The organism is Paenibacillus filicis, assembly GCF_038070315.1.
GTDB classification, from domain to species: domain Bacteria; phylum Bacillota; class Bacilli; order Paenibacillales; family NBRC-103111; genus Paenibacillus_G; species Paenibacillus_G filicis.
In genome coordinates this window covers 150,870-168,086 of sequence record NZ_JBBPCC010000011.1, presented here as the reverse complement: position 1 = coordinate 168,086, position 17,217 = coordinate 150,870, and the positions used below count along the sequence as shown (strand labels likewise).

Below are 17,217 nucleotides of genomic sequence, written 5' to 3'. Positions count from 1 at the left end.
GCCGGCCCCGTTGACGCTTCTATTATAGCCGTTTATTTTTTGTTCGTGTCAATCAGTTTCTGTACACGGTCCTGCGAGTTTTTCACCGTCGCGTCGATATCCTGCTTGCCGAAGACCAGCTTCTCGAATTCCTCTTGAATCGCCTTGTTTATTTCGGCCTGATACGTGACCGGCGGCACCTGCTCGCCGGATTTGAAGCTGGCCACGACCTTCTTGATCGAGTCCTTGTCCACTTTTTCCGGGCTTTTCGTTTTGCTCAGGATCAGGTCGATGATTTTATCCATTTCATCGGACTTCACCTTACTCCAAGCCGGAATCTGCTTGCCCTGCACAATCTGCCCTTCCGTCGTATACCAGCGGATAAACTTGTACGCCTCTTCCTTATACTTGGAACTGGCCGCAATGGCCATATAGTCGGTAATAAACGGCGCATATCCGCTAGGGTCCCCAGGTGCGTTCTTCGGATACGGAGCCACCGCCACGTTAAAATTAAGCGGGAATTGATCCGTTCCTCCGAGCTCAGCCGTAAACCAGCTGCCCATTAACACCATGCTGGCATTCTGGTTAAAGAACGCCGGACGGTACGCCAGCTTCTGGGAGATCCGATCCGCATAAGGCGTCAGCGATTTGTCTTCCTTCTCCATTTTCATGAAAATTTCCAGCGTCTTGCGGAACAGCGGACTGTCCATATTGGAGGTGCCATCGGCCTTCAGATACTCCATGTTTTTCGGCTGGTTGCCGAGCTCCAGCTTCAGGAATTCCATAAAGCCGCCGTCCGTCGGTCCGTGGAAGAATGCACCGTAACGCTTGCTCGGCCCTTCCCCTTTGGTCAGCTTTTTGGCGTAATCCATAAATTCATCCCAGGTCCAATCCTTGGGCACCGGAAGTCCGGCTTGATCCAGATGGTCCTTATTGAGCACGACATACCATGGATTCAGCTTGGTCGGCAGCGCGTAGTATTTACCCTTGAACTTCGTATCGACCTTGTATTCCTCATTGACCTTCAAACCCTCCTTGGCGATGAATTCATCCATCGGAGCGGCCATCCCGATCGCAACACGCTGAGCGAACCCGGCCGGATCGGACAGCATGAGCACATCCATCGCCTCGCCTGACGAAGCAGCCAGGTCCAGCTTCCGGTTAGCCTCCAGCGTCTCGCCTTTCTCGCTTAATTGTACGAGCTCGATCTTAATGTCCGGATATTTTTTTTCGAAGGCCGGCAGCGTCTGGCTCCAGTTGTACAAGCTTTCCGTACCATGGGTGAAAAACCGGATGGTCACCGGACCTTTGGAGCCCGTGGGTTCGGTGATCCCGCCGGAGCACCCGGCCAGCAGGCTTAGAGAGAGCGTACTGCATGCAATGACGGTTAAGGCGTTCTTTTTCAATGTAACCCCTCCATATCATAATAGCGCTTTCATAATAGGCTCATTATAACAACCCGCTCACGCGGAGCCATGAAACAATCTTGACTTTTCTATCTACTATTTTGACCTTTCTGTATTCGCTATGCATGGCCGTGCAGAACGATTATCCCTTCACTCCCCCTAAGGCAATGCCTTCGATGACGCTTTTTTGCCCGATAATAAACACGATTAGCAGAGGGAAGATCGCCGATACCGCAGCCGCCATGATCAAGGAGTAAAATTCCCCGTTGATGGTCGAAAACTTCTGCATCGCCAGTTGAATCGTATACAGCTTGTCAGTGCGCAGGAAGATCAGTGGGTTCTGGTAGTCGTTCCACGTCCAGATGAACCGCAATATCGCATAAGTCGCTACTGCGGGACGGACCAGCGGAAGCGCGATCAGCCAAAATATTTTCCAATGCCCCGCTCCCTCAATCTTGGCCGACTCAATAAATTCGTTATGAATGCCCATGAAAAACTGCCGCAGCATAAATGTACCAAGCACGCTGAAACTGCTGAGCACAATCAATCCGAAATGGCTGTCGAATAACCCGATGGAACGGTACAAAATAAACTGCGGAATGAGAATGGCCTGGCTAGGTACCATGTATGTGGCAAGCACGATCAGAAACAGCCATTTTCCCGCCGGAAATTGAATCTTCGAGAAGCCATAGGCCGCGAGGCTGGAAATGGTACACGACAGCAGCGTCGTCAGTACGCTTAGTTTAATGGAATTCCAATAATAAATATAGAACGGATATTGGCCGAACCAGACTTCCTTGTAATTGGGCCAAGCATTCCAGTGCTCAGGAATCCATTGGATCGGAAAATTGAACACTTCCGCCTCCAGCTTGAATGATGCGGAGACCATCCAAAAGAACGGCATCAGAAACAATAGGCTGAATCCAAACATAATGACCGTTATGGTGATCTTAGGTAAATCATATGCTGCCTTCACCGGCCTGCCTCCTCTCTAGTAATTGACCCATTTCTTCTGTCCGATCCACTGGAGCAGCGTAATAGCCAGCACGCACATAAACAGCACCATCGCCATGGAAGAAGCGTACCCGATCTTCAAGTTAATGAATGCCGTCTCGTACAGATACCAGACCATCATCGTCGTGGACTTCAGCGGGCCGCCCTTGGTCAGCACGGCAATGAGATCGAATACCTTAAAGGTCGCGATGATGCCGGAGACGAGCAGGAAAAAGGTCGTCGGCGATAACAGCGGGAGCGTAATTTTCTGAAACCGGACCCACCCGTTGGCCCCATCAATGGACGCCGCTTCGTACAGATCATTCGGAATACTCTGCAAGCCGGCCATATAAATAATCATATTAAACCCGATCGAAACCCACACGGACACCATCATCAGGGAAGGCAGTGCGTATGCGGGATCGGCAATCCACTTGGGCGGATTCTCCATACCCAGCGCCGTCAGAAATTGGTTGACCGGACCGGAGGACGGATTGAACAGCACCATCCACACCGTAGCCACGGCCACTACGCTTGAAATATAAGGCATGAAATAAGCGACCTTGAAGAAGCTTTTCAAGTAGACGTGCTTGTTGATCAAGATCGCCAGCAGCAGCGAGATCGCCATGTAAATCGGTACCGTAAGCAGGAAAACGGCGTTATTGCTCATCGATTTCAGGAAGGTTTCGTCACTTGCGAGCGTTTGGAAGTTATCGAAGCCTACCCAGTGGAGTCCCTGAATACCCGCGACAAAGTTCCAGTCGGCAAAGCTTAGCACGATGGTCGCCATAATCGGCATTAACGTCAGCACGGTCACGCCGATCAGCATCGGACTTACGAACAGCAGCCCCGTCAGCGATTCCATCCACCGCAGCGAGCCGATACGGCGCCGGACAACCGGCCTCTCAGCCGATGCGACCGAAGAATTGTAGTTCATTGCGATCACCCCGAATCAGAATATAGTATGGACGGCCCTGCCGTTACCCGCCAATCCCCGCTTGACTCCGCCACCCGCGTACAACCTTGTCGGAGGGCAGCAGCAGACCGATCGCGCCGAGCAGCGGCATAAACGAGCAGGCCGTGATGACCAGCGTCAGTGACGTCATGTCGATCAATCCCCCAAGCGCCACAGCGCCGATGGCCCCGAGCCCGAAGGACAAACCGGTGATCAGTCCCGACACCGTGCCGACTTTGCCGGGCACCAGCTCCTGCACGTAGACGATCGTCACAGAGAAGCTGCTGTGATTGATCAGTCCGAGGATAAACAGCAGCGGATAAATCATCATCTCCCCGGCATGCGGCAGCAGGATGGCAAACGGAGCTGCACCCAGCACGGACAGCAGAATGACGTTTTTCCTCCCGATCTTGTCCGAAAGCGCCCCGCCGAAGAATGTGCCGATAATACCCGCGCCCATGTAGATAAACAGATACACCTGAGCCTGCGGGACGGTCATCTGAAAATGCTCAATGAGATAAAATGAAAAATAACTCGTGATGCTGGAGCCGAACCAGGACCGGGCAAAGGCGATCAAAATAATGATCAGGATCGCGAATTGTACGCGTCTGGCGGTATCCTTCTGCGGCTGCGCAGCGGATTGCGGCTTTTTGCGCGGACTCCGCGCAAGCTGCTCTCCGTACCAGCGCGCTACGCGCCATTGGAGGGCAATACCGACTGCTGCGATCAAGGTGAACCACATCGCCCCCATCTGCCCGAACGGGAAGAAAATAAGCGCCGTCATCAGCGGAGCCAGCGCACTGCCCGAATTCCCGCCGACCTGAAAAATCGACTGCGCCAACCCTCTACGCGGACCAGCGGCCAAGTAAGCGATCCGCGATCCCTCCGGGTGAAACATCGCCGAGGCGATCCCCATACAAGCAACCGCCAGCAGCATCATCCCATAGCCCGGTGCGAGCGCGATGCCGACCATGCCCAGCAGGGCAATCGCCATCCCAATCGGCATCAGCCTGGGCGACGGCCGGGCATCGGCATACATCCCGACGAACGGCTGCATGACCGACGAAGAAAAAAACAAAATAAACGTGATGATTCCGATCTGGGTGTAAGACAAACCAAGCGAATCCCGCAGGATCGGATACGAGGCGGGAATGACCGCCTGCAGCGCATCGTTGATCAGATGGGCCATGCTCACGGCAAACAGGACGGAATACATCGTCGGATTAGCCTTCTGCTCCGTATTCATGATGCTCGGCCATCCCCTCCTGCCGGATGATGGAAAATAACCAATTGAAACCTCTCCCTTCTCTTGCTGCTTCATTCCTTGTGTTCTCCCTTATTATAGGGAAAACAGTGGTCGCTCTTGTGACGCTATATTGATTTTCTATTGTAGTATTTTGACTTTTGGTTTTTTTTTTGGGGGGTCCTCAAAAGTTCATCATTAAAAGACCCATCATTGCAGACGACGGGTCTGTTTTGCAATCCAAGGAGTATTATGGAATGTATAGCCCAAGAAAAGGGGAGTATCGATTATCGAGGAGAAATTTCTTCTTATGATAAGCTGGAGGACTTCAACTATCTACAGTGACTTAAAAGAAAAAACCTATGCGGGTTCTTATTATCTTAGCTTGTTTGAACGATTTCCAGACAAAGAAGTTATCAAATATTTTGCTTCTGCTAGAGAGAAGCGAGTAATAATAAACAGAAAAATTGCAATTACCCGCAAAACAAATTGGTTTTTGTCAAACAAAAAAGACCCTTGATTATCAAGAGTCTCTTCTTCTTTATGACCTGTAGTGGGCTCGAACCACTGACCCCCACCCTGTCAAGATGGTGCTCTCCCAGCTGAGCTAACAAGTCAAGTTAAAAATCTATAAAGTTCCTTGCTCGAATAATTAATATAATATCAAGTTGCCTAGAATATGTCAAGACTTAAACCATGTTATAACAGGCTTGATTGAAAACGGCAAGCTGCATAAAAAAGAACTTAGTCGGTACTGTGGGGGACTGGCCCCCGTTTGTGAATCAGGGATCAAAATTCTTTGCAAGTTAAGCGGCCAATCGTTAGAAATCAACCGGCGAATGGCTATCTAGTTCGTTTGAATACGAATTGAGTTATAGTAAATGATGTACTCTTGAAGGTTTCAAACCACCTCCAGAATCTCGCTCACATTTACACCAGCCTGTCTAACGGCGTTCATAAATTCAACGGTAACTAACTCTTGTTTTGCTAACGTAAAAACACCTTCAAGTTGTCCTCCACATCTTACGACATAGAAGCATTCTCTTGAAGGTGTTTTGAGTTGTCTCACGTTACGGGATCAGCCCCGATTAACTCGGGAGGTACTTATTTTTATCTGACAATAAATTTCTGATTGTCGAGACCGTTGGGCAACCAACCGCCTCCACCTGTATCTATCCAAGCAATTACTGATATATTGAGAACTTCATTTTTGGGTAAACTATTAAGTACGGATTGTGGAATGTCATGAAAACCATGCGTTGATCCTACGGGCCAAGCTTGTGGCGCTAGATGCACATAATAGTAAGTTGTACTCGGGAAGCTATTAATTGAATTAATCTGTATTGTATAATGGGTTGTCGTCGGAGGCTGAATCCATATCGCTGTATATCCATTAGTCCCTGTGGACGATATAACATACGGATTATCAGTAGTGCCGTTTGGATGAAGCAACAATACATTAGTATCAGCAAAGGCACTCGATGATAAACTAAGCATAAAGACAAGTGCAAATAAAAGTACACCTAAGCGTCGTTTTACAGTTTTCACGTATTCTCCTACCTCCGTTTGTATGATAAATGCAGGCGCCTAGCATTTATATACTAATATACCAGTAATACCCATGGTAGTAAATAGTTAAATATTACTAAAAAATACATAAAACTTCCGGAATTAATTAATTGGTAGTATACTATAGAACGTTAGGAAGGAGTGATGATATTGTACCCATCATCCTCCCACTTAGAAATATCATCGCTATTTACAACATGGAGGTTTTGTTCAATGAATCGCGCATTTACGCGTGGTGGCTTTGGTTTTCGTCCCCCGTTCCGGCCCTTCCCGCATCCTTTCTTCCCGGGTCGCTTCCTGTTTCCATACTTCTTCTCCCCGTTTTACTATCCATTTTTCCGAAGCGAAGAAGATCCGAGCAACCTGTATTTCGCTCAACATCAAGCCCAAGCGGGAGAATCCTTAGATTCCGTTGGTCATAGGTATAATATCCCGGCTACCACTCTGGAAGTAGCGAATCATCATATCTCCAATCCAGATATCTGAAGGCCGGCGAAGCTGTTTATGTACCGCGTATTTCACACATTCACTGTCAAAAAACATATATGGGAGCGGAAGGCAAGATCCTAGAACAACTGGAGCAGCCGCACCTGCCGGGCAGCCCCACAAGCCACAGTCGAATATGCATCATCACTCCTAAAGGCTTCAGCTCCCCCTCCCAACGGCCACGTGCTAACTCGCAATCGTTGATTGTTTTCCTAAGTTTTCCTAAGGATTGTGTTTAAAGAAAGAAACGAGGGAAAACTAGATCTTAAAAGCAATTCCTGTGGACAAGGAGTACATCCCATGAATGAGTATATTTACACTTTTTTCCGAACTATCGCTGCTTTCGCGATGCTGTTGATTATTGCGAGGATATTGGGCAAACAGATGCTATCCAATATGACGTTTCACGATTTTGTAACGGGGATAACATTAGGTTCGATGGCGGCTAACCTCGCGTTTAATGTGAAAATCCAATCCGCGCACTTCTTTATATCTTTGGCTGTGATTACGGCCATATCCTTTGGTATTTCGGTGCTGTCCCTCCAGAGCAGAAAAGCGAGAAAATGGATTACGAGTTCACCGACGATCTTAATCGAAGGAGGCAAAATTCTCGAGCAAAATATGAAAAAGATCAAGTGTTCGCTGGATGCGCTGAATCAGTCGCTGCGAGAGAAAGATATCTTCGACATCGAGGAAGTCGAATATGCGGTCATGGAGGATAACGGAAAGTTGTCGGTGTTAAAGAAACCGCAGTACCGGAATGTGACCCTTGAGGATTTACATAGGAGCGCCAAGAGTACGAAAAATTTCCCCATCGAATTGATTATGGATGGCCAACTCATCAAGGAGAATCTGACCCAGCATGAAGTGTCGCAACGATGGCTCGAGACCGAATTAGACAAAAGAAAGAAGCGGATTGATGACGTTTTTTATGCGGTCAAAAGTACAAGCGGCAAGCTGATCCTCGACTTTTATGACGATGGCCTAAAGCGACCCATCGATCAAGAAAACTGATCCTTTTCATACAAAAGCCCATGCTCCTCCTAACGAAGAACACGGGCTAAGTATGACCCCTATTTACTCAAGTCCAACTATTCAGCTTGTCCGCTCTGCTCATTTAAACTTATCTGGAAATTGCTTGATAATCCCTTCTGCCAGCGTATCGGACAGCTTCAGAATATGATCCTCGCCTTGATCGAAGGCATCGATATCCGCTTTCCAATCTTTTTTGATCCTTGCGGTCGCCTGATCGGCCACAAACTTCAGATGCATATATAATAGGTCCTGAAGATCCTTCTGTGACCAGTTGGGGTTAGCCCCGCTCAGAAACTTCGCGATATCGTCGGCATTTCGGTACCATTCTTTATTGTATTTGTTTAAATTCGCCTGGTTGCCGCTTTTGGCCGCATCAACTACTTTCCCTGCGAGGAGAATATGCTCTCTCAGCAGCTCACCCAGCTTATTGCCTGCCTGTTCTCCATAATACGGCTTAATCGCATCGCCCAGGTCTTGCTGATTTTTAAGGAGCCTGTCCAAGACAAGCTTCTGATCCGGTAATCCAGCAACGGCGCTTACGATATAGCGGCTGGTCCACACGGTATGGTCAATCCAGAGCTTCCTTAATTGGCTTTGCAGTTGTACCTTGGCTGGACTCCAGCATGTTGCGGATGTACCCTCGTTGGCCGAGCCTTGTACGGATCCTACACCAAACGAGAGGCCCATAATGACGACCAGCGACCATAGAAATTTGTTCTTCATGAATGTCTCCTCTTCTAGCTTGTTAATTGGGACGGACTGGTTGTAGTTTAAACAAATCCCAAAAAAACTATTCGCCTCGAGAGCAATCATTCGTATCCCCGATAAATTTGATTATAATTAAATATTGTAAAAACTAATTTACATAAAATGGTTTTTAAGTCCCTTTATATCCCATTTGCGTTCCATTAACATTGATACGTATCGTATCAAACATGAGGAGTGAAGAGATGAAAACAAGATGGATTGCAACCGTATGGATGATTGTGATTGCTCTGCTGGTCAGTGTCCCTGTGGCAAGCGCGCAGCAGCCAAGGCTTCTCCACATCGACAAAGCCATTTATTATTCCTTTCCCGATCTAAGTTCCTACACAAGCACGTCGTTCTCATATGAAAATGAATACGGTTCGGTTTATGAAGTTACGATTGAAGGTACCGAATTCAGTGCTGTTCCCGTAGCGGTTAGAAGCGGAGAACCCAACCCCGGCCCATTCCGGACCCAGACGCTCTACTTGAAAACAGTCGATCAAGTGTACGAGGGATATCCCGACTGGGTTAGCTATTCCAGCATTAAGGTGACCGAAGATGGATTATTCATCGTGAATGGGGTCACCTACGACAAGTTCATTACCTACGATTCCTATATGCTATCCTATACGACCGTTCAGATTATCCCTTAGTCTTCGGGTACGGTTCTCCCTGACCCCCGCTTCAAGCTGATCTTCTTTCTGCCAGAAGTACGACCCTGTATAAGAGAGTCCGTGCCAGCCCTGACGAGACTGGAAGAAGGCTTCTCATCTTCTTTCCGGCAGGCCTTCTGCCGAAACGCTTCATGCCCTCGTCTGGGCTGGATATTCAGGTGAAGCCTTTCCTCCGGCCTGCTTAACGCTTAACTCCTTGCACGCTGACGCTTTTTGGCAAGGCTGCCTTCCTCAGCTTCTGCAGTATCTTCCTTTTCTGATAGCCAGAGCAGGCCCATGCATAGCACAAACATGCCCCCCACCAGAGCCAGACCGGGAAACAACAGGTTATTCAACTGGGCATACAGAACACCTGCGATGGAAAGCATAAGCCCCCCGAACAACCCTGCTCCGAGCCATGCTGCCGTCTTACGTTTCATACCTCTTCCCCCCTCAGTCAGCATCCAAACACTTGATCTCAGTATATTCAGCCGAAACAAGCCTTAGACGTATGAGAGAGAGTGAAGCGGAGAGCATTTGATCCCACTTCAGAAGCTCATAAATTTTTAACATGTATAGGTGAAAAGTCTTAACATTTTCGTCGTAGAATGAAAGGAACATATGGAGAGACGGAAGTGATGGATGTTGAAAAAATTAAATGACGACCTGTTAATGCAAATCTACATAGAGGCACTCCATTACGGGCTCGACAAAGAATTCCTGATGACCTTGTGGGAAGAAATCACGCAACGCGGGCTGATTTCGCCGCCGGACTCCGTTCCAAGCTCCCGAGCCTTGGATACATAGCCAGAAAAAAGACCTGCCCATTTTCATGAGCAGGTCTTGTGTCTCGTTATTGAAATGTTGAAGGAGAAGGGATTGGGGATCTGCTATTCTGTCTCTTCGGACTCGGAAGCTTCCTCTTCCGACTCTTCTTCACTGGCTGCCACTTCCTGCTCCGCCGCTTCCTCTTCGCTTGCTACTTCTTCTGTAACCGATTCCACTTCGTCGGAAGCCGACTCCTCAGCTTCTTCTGCGACTACTTCCTCAGCATTCTCTTCGCCAGACAGTACTACGTTTTCTTCTTCTCCCATGTAGATCCCTCCCTAGGTTCACTTAGTTTTCCTAAGCGTGTCCTTATCATAGCATGGGCGGGCTGCAGATAATGTCATTTCCCGTTGGCGAAAAGATTACATTTGTGTGACAAGTCAGGACAATCTGTATGCCTCTAACCGGCCTTCCCTACTCTCTTAGCGCTTCGCTTAGCTTGGTCGACATCGCCGGCTTCTGTGCCGTGGTTGCTTTGAGCAGAGCCGTCTTCAGACGCTTATTCTCGCCCGCCAGGCGCTCCATCTCCTCCAGCAGCTCTGTAACCAATGCCTGCACAGCTGCATCCGGTAGAGTGGCCTCTACGTGCCTCCAGCTTTCCTTGTATGTCTCGATCTTATCCGACATCATGAATCATCTTCCTTTCGATGTAAGAATACGTCAAGCTGACATAATCCCACGAAATCATACATATTGTGATAGTAGTTGAATGCAAGCCGCAAAGGAGACGTTGTCATGTTCTACTGCATCGCATGCAAGCTGCTTCACCCTATGAATAGCCGGGAAAATCTGCTTATATTCAAGACAGGCTTCCATGTCTTGCTAGACACCCGCTACCCCGCAGGTTTTTGCCTCGCGGTTAGCGATTTATTTCCTTTTGCTCATCCAAACCCTGAACGCGAGCATCACAGAGAAGACAAGCATCCCCAGACCGACAGCTACGACGAAACCCAAGGACAGCCAACCTTGCCATCCCATGAGGGGCTCCTCTCCTTCGCACGCACAGGCGTATGACAGCCCCTTCAGAGCATCCCAGACCCATAGCCCGACCCCAGCCGTTGCCACGCCCAAGGCTTTTCCCCGACCAGTACGCCATACAGAGGTTACGCCTCTGCCCCTGCGTGCCGGCTTATTCATAACAGCATGCCTCCCTCTATATGGAACTACCGCGCCGGAAAAGGCATCCCGCCATGGGATGCCCTTAGCTCGGATGAACCTTCAGCGCTTCTTATGGGAGCTCCAGTCGATGACATTATCCTTCAGCTCTGCCGTATTGATTTCTTCGTTGCGCACCATCTGCGACAGATCTGCGATCGTTTTATCGAGCAGCTCTCCCTTATGCCTGGAGAAAATTCGCCGTTTTTCCTTCAACAGGACTTCAAGCATCAACTTCTTCTGCTGCTTGCTGAACAGCATGCATGCTCCCCCCTTTCGCTCTGAGAGGCTTCCAGACCTCTGAATAGCTGCCCCTTACTTCTTCTCAAAGGCTAAGCACGGCTGGCCGGATGACCGCTGTACCAGGACTGAAGGCATCTCGCTTGTTTTGACTCCGTAGGAGCGGCAGCCTCTAGGAAAGCTGGGATCCCAGGTTACAAAAAAATGCTTGCAGCCGAGGCAATTGATCCTGGCCGGCTGAGGCTGATCCCTCTTTCCACTTGTAGGCATCGGTGCACCTACCTGGTAGATTGGAAGAACTCGATCCATTCTCCATCCGGTCCATGGAAAAAGAAATAGCGCGATCCGTTGGGCAGTGTCGTAATCTCCTGATCGATGAGACGGACATGTCCTAGCCCCCGGATTCTCTCGAATTCCTCCTCGATATCATCTACGGTGAAAGCGATATGGTGAACCTTGCCCTCCAGCGGGCAAGCTATCGTTATACCCTTGGACGAGCTCCAGCTCTGTCTCTCCCTGCTCGCCAAAGCCCAGGAAAGCCAGCTTGATGACTCCATTCGTATGGTCTAGAAGCCCCTTGCAGGTCAACCCGACGATTTCTTCATAAAATCGAATCGAAGCGTCCATATCCCGGACCATCACTCCGACATGCTCCAATCTAGTGCGTGCCAACCTCTTCACTCCCTTATTTGCTGATCTCCGTCTCCATGCTTCCTTGGCGAAGCGCATACGGTCGCCCTTCCCCGTATTATATCACGTCCAGAAGCTGCAAGCCCGCATTAAAAAGAAGCCAATTCCGTGCCCGGATGGCTTCGTTCTAGGGCTTGATGATCGATGCGGTCTGCTTCTCCCGGATATTTTTCACCCGGGACTGTGCTTTCGTATGATGCAGTCGGCCTACATGGAGCGAACAAGAGGTAGAGACCGCCAATACCCGTATGGTGCCTACCCTGATCTCCGGAATCGTGTTGACAACCTCCAATCGTGTTAGCGGGAACGGCAGCGGTTGAGGGAGGGGGACGGAGAACAAGGGATAAGCCTCCAGCTCCCCTTCCGAACCGGAAAACCGACTGATTTCGCGCTGGATGGCAAGCACCAGCGCTTCTGGGATGAATTCGTATAAATCGCCGATGAATAAGGCCGAAGCATAGCCTACGCTGTACACCTTCATGTACTGGACGCGGCTTGTTCGCTCCCGATCCGCCGTCATCTAGGCCTCTCCCGAGGCGATGATTTTAGCCGGTCCGATAATGAGCGACTCCGGCGGTGTGTCGAAGACCGACGACAGCATGATCGTATCTGCATCCCCGATGAGAAACAACGAGGCACTCGCCACGCCGTCCAGATTGATATCTCCGACACTAAGCACTTTATTTTCCACCTGCAGATAAATCTCCTCCGGATTGTCCTGCCGCATCCGATCCTCCTCCTTGTTGCTGAAGCTTTAATACATATTGGTCAAGACCCGCCCGGATATCGTTGATCACATCATCCGCAACGACTCGTTCCTGCTCCGGGGTGATGGAGCGCGGGGCCGGGCCGGCGACGGTCTCCATATAATACTCGATACGCTGCCCGGTCTGCCCCTGCAAATCAAGGGCTATTTTCTGAACGAGTCCCTCTTCCTTCTTCAGCTGGTATTGCTCTTGGAGCTGAGTTAGCTCTCCCGGCAGCTGCTGATCCAGATAACTGTTCACCTGCTTCTGAATTCGCTCGAAGGCTTCCGATCTGGACGTATTGGTCGTGATCGTCTTGCCGCCCACCGCTAGGTCATCGATGCTTTGTCCACCCAGTCCAGCCGGGGACATGCCGACATTCAGCGTGCCTTCCAAAGTCTCTACCTTTAGCTGGTCGAAATTATATTCGATTTTATCGATATGAATCCGATCCTGATTTTTAACCTGCTCCAGCTCCTTTTCCATCCGGTCAAGCCTGCTTTCCAGATACCGAATCCGATCCGTTTGCCATTTCAGATAAGAATGGAGCTGCTGGAAATAGGTCTCGAAATTCGAATTCAGGCCCATGGCTTATTCCTCCGTTTTACATTTAACGGGACGGGACCGGAAGCGGCACCAACGGCAATGGCGATTGCTCTTCCGCAGCTCCTGCCATACCCAGCTCAGGAGCAGGCCCTGTAAATCCCCCTGTGTTGTATAAATTGGATAAGGATCGGATGGCCCCGGCCGTACCGATCTGAAGGACGGAAGAGTTGTTCACGGCGCCAATTTTCATCTGATGAATCACGATGCTTTGATGAACCGTCCAATTCGCCAATGCCTACCACCTGCCTTAGTTCGTAAGGGCGATATTCGAATCCAGCACATCATTATCATACGTATTGGTCGTACTGACATAATTATAGACACGCAGGTTGTCGCCTGTGTTGAAGGACCCCGCTCCCGCGAAGGTTTTGGCTACGGACTGCGGGGCGAGCTGGACGGAATCTCCAATATGCACGATGGAGCCCGCGCTGACGTTGTTGATCTTGATGGCGCCCACGATAGCCGGCATGAGGCAACACCTGTTTCGCATGGATTTGTTTCAATATATGACGTGCGAGGGCAAAGTATGTATTTCCGGCCAATTTCAATCATGCGCTTCCTGCCGGCATCATATAATGGCACCAAAGGAGTGATTGCTTATGAGCGGGCCCAACCCATCCCAACCCTCCAATTCCAACCCCTATTTCGATATGAACTGGAAGCAGTTCGAGCAATTTTTTGGAGGAAAAATGCCCTTCCCCCCAGCTTCGGAGATTCCCGGTGATTTATCCTGGGTCGACGGCTACATCAAGGATGTGATGAAGCAGGCGATGCCGCAAGCCCAGACTCAAGGACTCAAGCATCATTTTCATACGGAGGTTTTCGACACGCATCGAAACATCATCGTCAAGGTCCACATTCCCGATAAAGCCCAAGCGCGTAAAATCAGGGTGCTGCTCAATGTAAGTACCCTGCGCCTGGAAGGTCTGCCTCAAGACAAAAGCCAGATGGTCCGTCTCCCGAGTCTGGTCAATGCGAGCAGCTGCAAAGCCGTCTACCGCAATGGCATTCTCCAGCTCCATATGCGCAAGCAATCGTCAGAGCATCCCTTCTACGAGATTGATGTCCGATTCTAATCCGCACATTAGGCGCAAGCAAAAAGCACACGTCCTCCGGATCGCCGTGACACGGAGCGTGTGCTTTTTCCTATAGCGCCTAAGAACAACTAATTATTGCCCGCATTGTTGCTGTCGAAGATATCCGGATCAATCGTATTCGTAAAGCTGAGCAGCGTGAAGGTTGCGCTGAAATCACCGGTGTTGCCGCCCCCGGCTCCCGATGCCGTCTTCGACGTGCTTTTCGGTGTGACCTGCAAAACATCGCCGAATACCAATTCTCCATCATTGCCTGTAACTTTGATCGGAGCCAGAATAATCGAAGGCATTCTGATTCTCTCCTTCCCTGTCTTGTGGTTAAGTATATGACCGCATTCTAGAAATCATCCCGGCGGACATGCCGATAGGCGGGGAAAATCTTGAAAATTCCACTAACATCCCCGCCCCTGCTTCTTCAAATAAAAAAAATCGCATGCGTCCCGTCTCCACGAGAGCATACGATTTCCTTTCTTGCAACAGCTATAATGCCGAGAACCGGACTCGAACCGGTACGGGAGAAACTCCCGACAGATTTTAAGTCTGTTGCGTCTGCCTATTCCGCCATCCCGGCACATTCATTAGTCATCCTAGCCGACTTGGGCTTATTATATCCTGCTTATTCATGAGAAAGCAAGACTTGCAATTGAAGACGGCAAACAGAACAAACTTGTTCGTAATCCCTGAAAAGCTTGAAAACTTTTGCATAATAACCCTTCCTGACGGGGAACATATCCCTACATTGGCGGATACAAGTCAATGAAGATAAATCCAGGAGGGATTTCAGGTATGGCTACAGGTCAAGGTCGTTCCAACAATCAACTGGTCGTTCAACAAGCTGCATCAGCATTAGCCCAACTGAAGTACGAAGTTGCACAAGAGCTTGGTATTCAAATCCCGCAGGACGGGTATTACGGATACGTAGCAACTCGCGATACAGGCGCAATCGGCGGCCACATTACCCGCAGATTGGTCCAAATTGCCGAGCAGCAATTGTCCGGCCAATATTCAAGCAACCGCTAGTCCTTGATTTAGTCACAACAGTAAGCTGAGTCTAAACCAGCTGTAAAGATGACATGTACCCGTCTGTTGCCGCAGGCGGGTTTCTTGCTATCTCCACAGGAAAGCATACAATCGCATCTCGCTATCCTGAATGTTACTGAAGCTGCTGCTCCCCAATAGAACCAGGACGATTAGAGGCTCGTATATTCCGTTTGAGCTTGTCCCTGGAGCGATCCCATTCCTCTCCGCCGCCTCTATTCCTGCCTAGAGAAGAGCCGGTGGGTCCTTCCTCCCGCCCGGCTTGCATCGCTTTTAAATAATTAAAGGCTTCATCGAAATTGGAAAAGTGATTCATGCGCGTTCCTCCACATGCGTGTGATTTCTTCTTTTACCCGCTATGGGAAGGACTTAATCAGGCCGGGTCGAACGACAAGCCCCGATGGATAGCATAGCCCTCTGGGATCGGGTTTATACGGCTTGAGGAATAAAAAATGACGGATCCATCATTTGAACAGCATTTTGTTCCTAATTGTAAGGAAATAGTAACTTCGTGTGAAAATAAACAGAATTTCCCCGTGCAATTTGTTATGATAGGAACAGGTAGAGCAATGAACTCGAATCTGTATCTGGGCACTTGGATTCGAGGGAGCTAGTAGTGCAACCGGGCCACCTTTCTTCGGGAAAGGTGGCATTTGTTTTAAGTTGTGAAAAATTTCAAAAGTCAGGAGGCACCAAAATGAAGCAGACGATTCATGGTGAAAACATCATCCTTCAATTGGGTATCTCGGAAGAGTCGTTTAACCGGTGGAAAGCAGATCATCTAGTCTTAGAATCGACGAAGGTTGATCCAGCCTCAGCCTCAGTACATAATACCTATCTAAATCGTAAGAGAGAGACCACCCAACGTCCGCTGGCAGCAAGAAGCAGAAGCTATCAGAACAGACCCTTCCGTTCGCCAGCCCCAGGCTCTTCAGGCATGTCCGTACGAAGGAAAAGCTGATTTCCCCGGGCTCCCACAGAAGACTCTGTCGGGGAAAGACAGTCTTGCTTAAAGCCTCTGGCTTATCCATCATGCAGTTCCTGCCGATATGTAGTGAGTACCTCGGATTGTTCTGACGTGCTGATGTCCCTTCGATTAACCTTGACGGCCGCGGCCTTCAAACCAACGCAGCGCGCATTCATCAACCCTCTACATAACCGTTTTCTGCAGTACGGAACCTTTAAGATCCCCTCATGCCTTAGCACTTTTATTCCATCCTTCGATTTAAAAGCAACCATTAGCTAACCCCAGCAATAAAAAACCCCCTCGCTTAGAGCGAGGGGGTTCTTCTTGACTATGGGCCCTGAGGGACTCGAACCCCCGACCAATCGGTTATGAGCCGACCGCTCTAACCAACTGAGCTAAGGGCCCTGACAAACTTATTGCGGGGGCAGGATTTGAACCTGCGGCCTTCGGGTTATGAGCCCGACGAGCTACCGGGCTGCTCCACCCCGCGTCATTATAAATGCTGTCCTCGGACAGCGACAAAAATAAATATACACCAACCCAGGCCCCATAGTCAAGAAATATTTTACACAATGTACCGGACACCGAACCTTCCTTTCGTCGACCGAAAAACTTCGACCTCCGCAGGGCATTCGTAGCCATAGATCCACCAGTCTTCTTCCATCCGCTTGGCTAGGCAGCCTGCCTGAAATTTGCTCTCATACAGCTTCACCCAATAGATCCATTTCACCATGTTCACACCCCGCTGTAAAATCTGATCATAAAGTCACAGGCGTAGTGTAACCAG

Annotated in this window: 25 protein-coding genes, 4 tRNA genes, 1 pseudogene and 1 riboswitch; of the genes and pseudogenes, 8 read left to right on the top strand and 22 right to left on the bottom strand. The window is 49.5% G+C overall.

Going from position 1 to position 17,217, the window contains the following annotated elements; all coding sequences use genetic code 11:
* Window positions 1-32: 32 nt before the first annotated feature.
* From WMW72_RS18085 to WMW72_RS18070, 4 genes are all read right to left on the bottom strand, one after another.
* On the bottom strand, window positions 33-1,385 hold the full coding sequence (locus WMW72_RS18085; RefSeq protein ID WP_423227565.1) for an ABC transporter substrate-binding protein: 1,353 nt from the start codon (window positions 1,383-1,385) through the stop codon (window positions 33-35).
* 142 nt (window positions 1,386-1,527) lie between these two features.
* Complete coding sequence (locus WMW72_RS18080; protein ID WP_341417004.1) at window positions 1,528-2,316, bottom strand: carbohydrate ABC transporter permease; 789 nt, start codon at window positions 2,314-2,316, stop codon at window positions 1,528-1,530.
* Window positions 2,317-2,376: 60 nt separating this feature from the next.
* On the bottom strand, window positions 2,377-3,315 hold the full coding sequence (locus WMW72_RS18075; protein ID WP_341416923.1) for a carbohydrate ABC transporter permease: 939 nt from the start codon (window positions 3,313-3,315) through the stop codon (window positions 2,377-2,379).
* Between the two features lie 43 nt (window positions 3,316-3,358).
* Window positions 3,359-4,579, bottom strand: coding sequence for an MFS transporter (locus WMW72_RS18070; protein ID WP_341417003.1), 1,221 nt, complete (start codon window positions 4,577-4,579; stop codon window positions 3,359-3,361).
* A gap of 307 nt (window positions 4,580-4,886) precedes the next feature.
* On the opposite strand from WMW72_RS18070, the gene WMW72_RS18065 reads away from it, so the two are divergent.
* A complete protein-coding gene (locus tag WMW72_RS18065; RefSeq protein WP_341416922.1) occupies window positions 4,887-5,096 on the top strand; it encodes a hypothetical protein in 210 nt (69 codons plus the stop codon).
* A gap of 24 nt (window positions 5,097-5,120) precedes the next feature.
* Here WMW72_RS18065 and WMW72_RS18060 read toward each other — a convergent pair.
* Window positions 5,121-5,193, bottom strand: a tRNA-Val gene (locus tag WMW72_RS18060).
* Between the two features lie 493 nt (window positions 5,194-5,686).
* The gene (locus tag WMW72_RS18055; protein WP_341416921.1) at window positions 5,687-6,124 is read right to left on the bottom strand and encodes a hypothetical protein; all 438 of its coding nucleotides are present in this window, start codon (window positions 6,122-6,124) and stop codon (window positions 5,687-5,689) included.
* A 234-nt stretch (window positions 6,125-6,358) separates the two neighbouring features.
* On the opposite strand from WMW72_RS18055, the gene WMW72_RS18050 reads away from it, so the two are divergent.
* Both WMW72_RS18050 and WMW72_RS18045 read left to right on the top strand, forming a co-directional pair.
* Window positions 6,359-6,631, top strand: a complete 273-nt coding sequence (locus WMW72_RS18050) for a hypothetical protein (protein WP_341416920.1) — start codon at window positions 6,359-6,361, stop codon at window positions 6,629-6,631.
* 300 nt (window positions 6,632-6,931) lie between these two features.
* Window positions 6,932-7,645: a DUF421 domain-containing protein gene (locus tag WMW72_RS18045; protein ID WP_341416919.1), complete on the top strand. Its 714-nt coding sequence runs from the start codon at window positions 6,932-6,934 to the stop codon at window positions 7,643-7,645.
* 99 nt (window positions 7,646-7,744) lie between these two features.
* Here the strand turns inward: WMW72_RS18045 and WMW72_RS18040 are convergent, their stop codons facing one another.
* Entirely contained in the window at window positions 7,745-8,389 is a 645-nt protein-coding gene (locus WMW72_RS18040) for a glycosyltransferase (protein WP_341416918.1), read from the bottom strand.
* A 227-nt stretch (window positions 8,390-8,616) separates the two neighbouring features.
* Here WMW72_RS18040 and WMW72_RS18035 point away from each other — a divergent pair, with 227 nt between their 5' ends.
* Window positions 8,617-9,066 carry a hypothetical protein gene (locus WMW72_RS18035; protein WP_341416917.1) on the top strand — a complete coding sequence of 150 codons (450 nt, stop codon included), beginning with the start codon at window positions 8,617-8,619 and terminating at the stop codon, window positions 9,064-9,066.
* Window positions 9,067-9,275: 209 nt separating this feature from the next.
* On the opposite strand, the gene WMW72_RS18030 is transcribed toward WMW72_RS18035, so the two are convergent.
* Window positions 9,276-9,506 carry a hypothetical protein gene (locus tag WMW72_RS18030; protein WP_341416916.1) on the bottom strand — a complete coding sequence of 77 codons (231 nt, stop codon included), beginning with the start codon at window positions 9,504-9,506 and terminating at the stop codon, window positions 9,276-9,278.
* A 202-nt stretch (window positions 9,507-9,708) separates the two neighbouring features.
* Between WMW72_RS18030 and sda the strand changes: the two genes are divergently transcribed.
* Window positions 9,709-9,873 (top strand): sporulation histidine kinase inhibitor Sda, encoded by a 165-nt coding sequence (gene sda, locus WMW72_RS35615; RefSeq protein WP_423227564.1) that lies wholly within the window; start codon window positions 9,709-9,711, stop codon window positions 9,871-9,873.
* 83 nt (window positions 9,874-9,956) lie between these two features.
* Here sda and WMW72_RS18025 read toward each other — a convergent pair whose 3' ends face one another.
* Both WMW72_RS18025 and WMW72_RS18020 read right to left on the bottom strand, forming a co-directional pair.
* Window positions 9,957-10,160, bottom strand: coding sequence for a hypothetical protein (locus WMW72_RS18025; RefSeq protein WP_341416915.1), 204 nt, complete (start codon window positions 10,158-10,160; stop codon window positions 9,957-9,959).
* Window positions 10,161-10,308: 148 nt separating this feature from the next.
* Complete coding sequence (locus WMW72_RS18020; RefSeq protein ID WP_341416914.1) at window positions 10,309-10,524, bottom strand: hypothetical protein; 216 nt, start codon at window positions 10,522-10,524, stop codon at window positions 10,309-10,311.
* Window positions 10,525-10,629: 105 nt separating this feature from the next.
* Here WMW72_RS18020 and WMW72_RS18015 point away from each other — a divergent pair, with 105 nt between their 5' ends.
* Window positions 10,630-10,908 carry a DUF3973 domain-containing protein gene (locus tag WMW72_RS18015; RefSeq protein ID WP_341416913.1) on the top strand — a complete coding sequence of 93 codons (279 nt, stop codon included), beginning with the start codon at window positions 10,630-10,632 and terminating at the stop codon, window positions 10,906-10,908.
* Window positions 10,909-11,112: 204 nt separating this feature from the next.
* Here WMW72_RS18015 and WMW72_RS18010 read toward each other — a convergent pair whose 3' ends face one another.
* From WMW72_RS18010 to WMW72_RS17980, 7 genes and pseudogenes are all read right to left on the bottom strand, one after another.
* On the bottom strand, window positions 11,113-11,310 hold the full coding sequence (locus WMW72_RS18010; RefSeq protein ID WP_341416912.1) for a hypothetical protein: 198 nt from the start codon (window positions 11,308-11,310) through the stop codon (window positions 11,113-11,115).
* Between the two features lie 257 nt (window positions 11,311-11,567).
* Window positions 11,568-11,961 (bottom strand): annotated as a pseudogene (locus tag WMW72_RS18005) (VOC family protein).
* A 145-nt stretch (window positions 11,962-12,106) separates the two neighbouring features.
* Entirely contained in the window at window positions 12,107-12,499 is a 393-nt protein-coding gene (locus tag WMW72_RS18000; protein ID WP_341416911.1) for a spore germination protein GerPE, read from the bottom strand.
* A complete protein-coding gene (locus WMW72_RS17995; protein ID WP_423227563.1) occupies window positions 12,500-12,706 on the bottom strand; it encodes a spore gernimation protein GerPD in 207 nt (68 codons plus the stop codon). It lies immediately after the preceding gene.
* Window positions 12,660-13,313 carry a spore germination protein GerPC gene (gerPC, locus tag WMW72_RS17990; RefSeq protein ID WP_341416910.1) on the bottom strand — a complete coding sequence of 218 codons (654 nt, stop codon included), beginning with the start codon at window positions 13,311-13,313 and terminating at the stop codon, window positions 12,660-12,662. Before gerPC ends, WMW72_RS17995 begins: the two co-directional genes overlap by 47 nt.
* Window positions 13,314-13,335: 22 nt before the next feature.
* Window positions 13,336-13,563 carry a spore germination protein GerPB gene (locus tag WMW72_RS17985; protein ID WP_341416909.1) on the bottom strand — a complete coding sequence of 76 codons (228 nt, stop codon included), beginning with the start codon at window positions 13,561-13,563 and terminating at the stop codon, window positions 13,336-13,338.
* Between the two features lie 15 nt (window positions 13,564-13,578).
* Window positions 13,579-13,800 (bottom strand): spore germination protein, encoded by a 222-nt coding sequence (locus WMW72_RS17980; RefSeq protein ID WP_341416908.1) that lies wholly within the window; start codon window positions 13,798-13,800, stop codon window positions 13,579-13,581.
* A 130-nt stretch (window positions 13,801-13,930) separates the two neighbouring features.
* On the opposite strand from WMW72_RS17980, the gene WMW72_RS17975 reads away from it, so the two are divergent.
* Complete coding sequence (locus WMW72_RS17975; RefSeq protein ID WP_341416907.1) at window positions 13,931-14,407, top strand: Hsp20/alpha crystallin family protein; 477 nt, start codon at window positions 13,931-13,933, stop codon at window positions 14,405-14,407.
* Between the two features lie 89 nt (window positions 14,408-14,496).
* Here WMW72_RS17975 and WMW72_RS17970 read toward each other — a convergent pair whose 3' ends face one another.
* Together WMW72_RS17970 and WMW72_RS17965 are read right to left on the bottom strand one after the other, a co-directional pair.
* Window positions 14,497-14,715, bottom strand: a complete 219-nt coding sequence (locus tag WMW72_RS17970) for a spore germination protein (protein ID WP_341416906.1) — start codon at window positions 14,713-14,715, stop codon at window positions 14,497-14,499.
* Window positions 14,716-14,911: 196 nt separating this feature from the next.
* Window positions 14,912-14,996: transfer RNA gene (locus WMW72_RS17965), tRNA-Leu, on the bottom strand.
* Window positions 14,997-15,211: 215 nt separating this feature from the next.
* Between WMW72_RS17965 and WMW72_RS17960 the strand changes: the two genes are divergently transcribed.
* The gene (locus WMW72_RS17960) at window positions 15,212-15,445 is read left to right on the top strand and encodes an alpha/beta-type small acid-soluble spore protein (protein WP_341416905.1); all 234 of its coding nucleotides are present in this window, start codon (window positions 15,212-15,214) and stop codon (window positions 15,443-15,445) included.
* A 573-nt stretch (window positions 15,446-16,018) separates the two neighbouring features.
* A riboswitch (cyclic di-GMP riboswitch) is annotated at window positions 16,019-16,100 on the top strand.
* Window positions 16,101-16,761: 661 nt separating this feature from the next.
* On the opposite strand, the gene WMW72_RS17955 is transcribed toward WMW72_RS17960, so the two are convergent.
* From WMW72_RS17955 to WMW72_RS17945, 3 genes are all read right to left on the bottom strand, one after another.
* Window positions 16,762-16,835, bottom strand: a tRNA-Ile gene (locus WMW72_RS17955).
* Window positions 16,836-16,846: 11 nt separating this feature from the next.
* Window positions 16,847-16,920 (bottom strand) — tRNA-Met (locus WMW72_RS17950).
* Window positions 16,921-16,995: 75 nt separating this feature from the next.
* On the bottom strand, window positions 16,996-17,163 hold the full coding sequence (locus WMW72_RS17945; RefSeq protein WP_341417008.1) for a hypothetical protein: 168 nt from the start codon (window positions 17,161-17,163) through the stop codon (window positions 16,996-16,998).
* Window positions 17,164-17,217: the final 54 nt, after the last annotated feature.